This window comes from Dietzia sp. CW19 (assembly GCF_014145265.1).
GTDB classification, from domain to species: domain Bacteria; phylum Actinomycetota; class Actinomycetes; order Mycobacteriales; family Mycobacteriaceae; genus Dietzia; species Dietzia natronolimnaea.
Map to the genome: position 1 here is coordinate 1 of NZ_JAALEE010000221.1, position 3,487 is coordinate 3,487.

Annotated in this window: 4 protein-coding genes; all 4 read left to right on the plus strand. The window is 70.7% G+C overall.

Features of this window, described 5'->3' with window-relative positions; translation table 11 throughout:
• Positions 1-126: 126 nt before the first annotated feature.
• Entirely contained in the window at positions 127-726 is a 600-nt protein-coding gene (gene nuoI / locus G6021_RS07375) for an NADH-quinone oxidoreductase subunit NuoI (protein WP_182640005.1), read from the plus strand.
• A complete protein-coding gene (locus G6021_RS07380) occupies positions 726-1,514 on the plus strand; it encodes an NADH-quinone oxidoreductase subunit J (RefSeq protein ID WP_182640973.1) in 789 nt (262 codons plus the stop codon). Before nuoI ends, G6021_RS07380 begins: the two co-directional genes overlap by 1 nt.
• Positions 1,511-1,810 carry an NADH-quinone oxidoreductase subunit NuoK gene (nuoK, locus tag G6021_RS07385; RefSeq protein ID WP_095717142.1) on the plus strand — a complete coding sequence of 100 codons (300 nt, stop codon included), beginning with the start codon at positions 1,511-1,513 and terminating at the stop codon, positions 1,808-1,810. Before G6021_RS07380 ends, nuoK begins: the two co-directional genes overlap by 4 nt.
• A 10-nt stretch (positions 1,811-1,820) precedes the next feature.
• On the plus strand, positions 1,821-3,487 hold a 1,667-nt coding region (nuoL, locus tag G6021_RS07390; RefSeq protein ID WP_182640974.1), incomplete at its 3' end, for an NADH-quinone oxidoreductase subunit L.

Consider the following 3,487-nt stretch of genomic DNA (forward strand, 5'->3'; position numbering starts at 1 on the left):
CCGCCGACCCGGCGCCCTTCGACCCGGTCGCGGGCGGGTTCCCCGTCCCACCGCTGCCCCACCAGCGCGCGGCGTTGTCCGGGCGCACCGCGACACCCCAGCGCACCGCATCGGAGGAGGCCCCCAATGCCTAGGGTTCCGAGAATCCTCGAACCGATCGCCGGGTTCGGTGTCACGTTCGCGACGATGTTCCGCAAGAAGCACACCGAGCAGTACCCGGAGGAGAAGGTCCCCACCGCTCCCCGCTACCACGGCCGCCACCAGCTCAACCGGTACGCCGACGGCCTCGAGAAGTGCATCGGCTGCGAGTTGTGCGCGTGGGCCTGCCCGGCGGACGCGATCTTCGTGGAGGGCGCCGACAACACCGAGGACGAGCGCTACTCCCCCGGCGAGCGCTACGGGCGGATCTACCAGATCAACTACCTACGCTGCATCGGGTGCGGCCTCTGCGTGGAGGCCTGCCCGACCCGCGCGCTGACCATGACCAACGAGTACGAGATGGTCGGCGACGACCGGGCCGGGCTCATCTACGAGAAGCAGGACCTGCTGGGGCCGATGCTCGCCGGGATGGTCCCCGCACCGCACGACATGGCCCCGGGCACCACGCACGCCGACTACTACCGCGGCGACGTCCTCCGCGCGGCGCAGAGCGCACCCCACGGGGCGGCGCCGGGCGAGGACTCCCCGCCGACCCAGGGCGCGCCCTCACACGGGGACGGGTCCTGATGACCGGGGCACCGGTGTCCACCGGGGAGTCGGTCCTGTTCTGGGTGCTGGCGGTCGTCGTCGTCGTCGGCGCGCTCGGGGTGGTCTCCGCCAAGAAGGCGGTCTACTCCGCCCTGTGTCTGGCCATGACGATGGTCGCCCTGGCCGTGCTGTACATGGCGCAGGGCGCGGTGTTCCTGGGCGTCGGCCAGATCGTCGTCTACACCGGCGCGGTGATGATGCTGTTCCTGTTCGTGGTGATGCTCATCGGCGTGGAGTCCTCGGAGTCCCTGGTGGAGCGGATCCGCGGACACCGCGTGGCCGCGATCGTCGCCGGTCTCGGCTTCGGGGTCCTCCTGGCGACCGGCCTCGCCCGCGCGGAGCTGCCGCCCTTCACCGGCTTCAGCGCCGACCATAATGACGTGCCCGCACTGGCCGAGCTGCTGTTCACCCGCCACGTGTGGGCGTTCGAGCTCACCGGCGTGTTGCTGATCATCGCCACCCTGGGGGCCATGGTGCTCGCGCACCGCGAACGGTTCTCCGGCCGACGGACCCAGCGCGAGATGTCCGAGCAGCGCTTCCTGGACTGGCAGCACGACGGCCACGCCCGCGTGACGCCGCTGCCCAGCCCCGGCGTGTACGCGCGGCGCAACTCCGCGGACATGCCGGCACGGCTGCCCGACGGCTCGGACTCCACCGACTCGGTGAGCGAGGTCCTTCGCCGGCACGGCGGCGGCAGGGAGCTGGGACCCGGAGACGATCCGGGGGCCGGCGGTACGGCGGGACCTGCCGAGGGGGGACGACCGTGAACCCGGAGAACTACCTCTACCTCTCGGCCGTACTGTTCACCATCGGTGCGGCCGGGTTCCTGCTGCGGCGCAACGCGATCGTGGTGTTCATGTGCATCGAGCTCATGCTCAACGCCACCAACCTGGCCCTGGTGACGTTCGCCCGGATGCACGGCGACGTGGGCGGTCACGTGTTCGCGTTCTTCGTCATGGTGGTGGCCGCGGCCGAGGTCGTGATCGGCCTGGCGATCATCATGGCCATCTACCGTTCCCGCCGATCGGCCTCGATCGACGACGCCAGTCTGCTCAGGTATTGAGGACGCGCGGATGACTCCTGATGTGACGTTGTGGCTGATCCCCGGCCTGCCGCTGCTCGGCGCCGCCCTCCTGCTGCTCCTGGGCCGCCGCAGCGACCCGTGGGGACACCTGCTGGGCTGCGCCACCGCCCTGGCCGCGTTCTGCGCGGCCGCCTGGCAGTTCGCCGCCATGGTCGGCCGCGGGGCCGCCGACCGCACCCTGCAGCAGACGCTGTTCACCTGGATCTCGGTGGGCGACCTCCACGTGGACATGGGCCTGCGACTGGACCAGCTCTCCATGGTGTTCGTGCTGCTGATCACCGGCGTCGGCCTGCTCATCCACGTGTACTCGACCGGGTACATGGCCGCCGATCCGGCGCGCCGGAAGTTCTTCGCCTACCTCAACCTGTTCCTGGCCGCGATGCTGCTGCTGGTGATGGCCGACGACTTCCTGGTGCTCTACCTGGGGTGGGAGGGCGTGGGCCTGGTCTCCTACCTGCTCATCGGGTTCTGGCAGCACAAGCCGTCCGCGGCCACGGCGGCCAAGAAGGCGTTCCTGGTCAACCGCGTCGGGGACATGGGGCTCGCCGTGGCCCTGATGGTGATGGTCACGCAGCTGGGGACCCTGTCCTTCGACGGCGTATTCGCCGCCGTCGACGGTGCTGGCGGCGCCGCGCCCGGGGTCGGGTCCGGCCTGGTCACCGCGCTCGGCCTGCTGTTGCTCCTGGGCGCCTGCGCCAAGTCCGCCCAGGTGCCGCTGCAGTCGTGGCTCGGGGACGCCATGGAGGGCCCCACCCCGGTGTCGGCGCTGATCCACGCGGCCACCATGGTCACCGCCGGCGTCTACCTGATCACCCGGGCCAACCCGATCTTCGACGCGGCCCCGGCGGCGCGGACCGCGGTGATCGCCGTCGGCGCGGTGACGCTGCTGTTCGGCGCCGTGATCGGCTGCGCCAAGGACGACATCAAGAAGGTGCTCGCCGCATCCACCATGAGCCAGGTGGGATACATGGTCATGGCCGCCGGGTTCGGCCCCGCCGGGTACGCGCTGGCGATCATGCACCTGCTCACCCACGGATTCTTCAAGGCCGGGCTGTTCCTCGGAGCGGGATCGGTGATGCACGGTCTCGACGACGAGGTCGACATGCGCCGCTACGGCGCCCTGCGCGCGGTCATGCCGGTCACCTTTGTCACCTTCGGACTCGGCTACCTCGCGATCATCGGCGTCCCACCGTTCTCCGGCTTCTACTCCAAGGAGGGGATCATCTCCGCGGCGTTCGACGTGGGCGGCGGCGGGGCGGCCGGATACCTGCTCGGCGCGGTGGCGCTGCTCGGAGCAGGGCTGACCGCCTTCTACATGACGCGCGTGATGATCCTGACCTTCTTCGGCCGGCAGCGATGGCGCGAGGGGGCCCATCCCCACGAGTCGCCGGTGTCCATGACGGCGCCGATGATCCTCATCGCGGTGGGGTCCGTGATCTCCGGGGCCCTGCTCGCTATCGGCGGGCGGCTGGAGGGTTGGCTGGCCCCGGTCGTGGGCGAGCACTACGCCGAGCACGTACTGCCGGTGTGGCTGGTCACCACCGCCTCGCTGGTGGTCGTGGCCGTCGGGATCGCGGTCGCGGTGCGACGGTACGGCCGCACCGACATCCCGGAGCAGGCGCCCTCGGAGGTCTCCGCGCTCACCCGCGCCGCCCG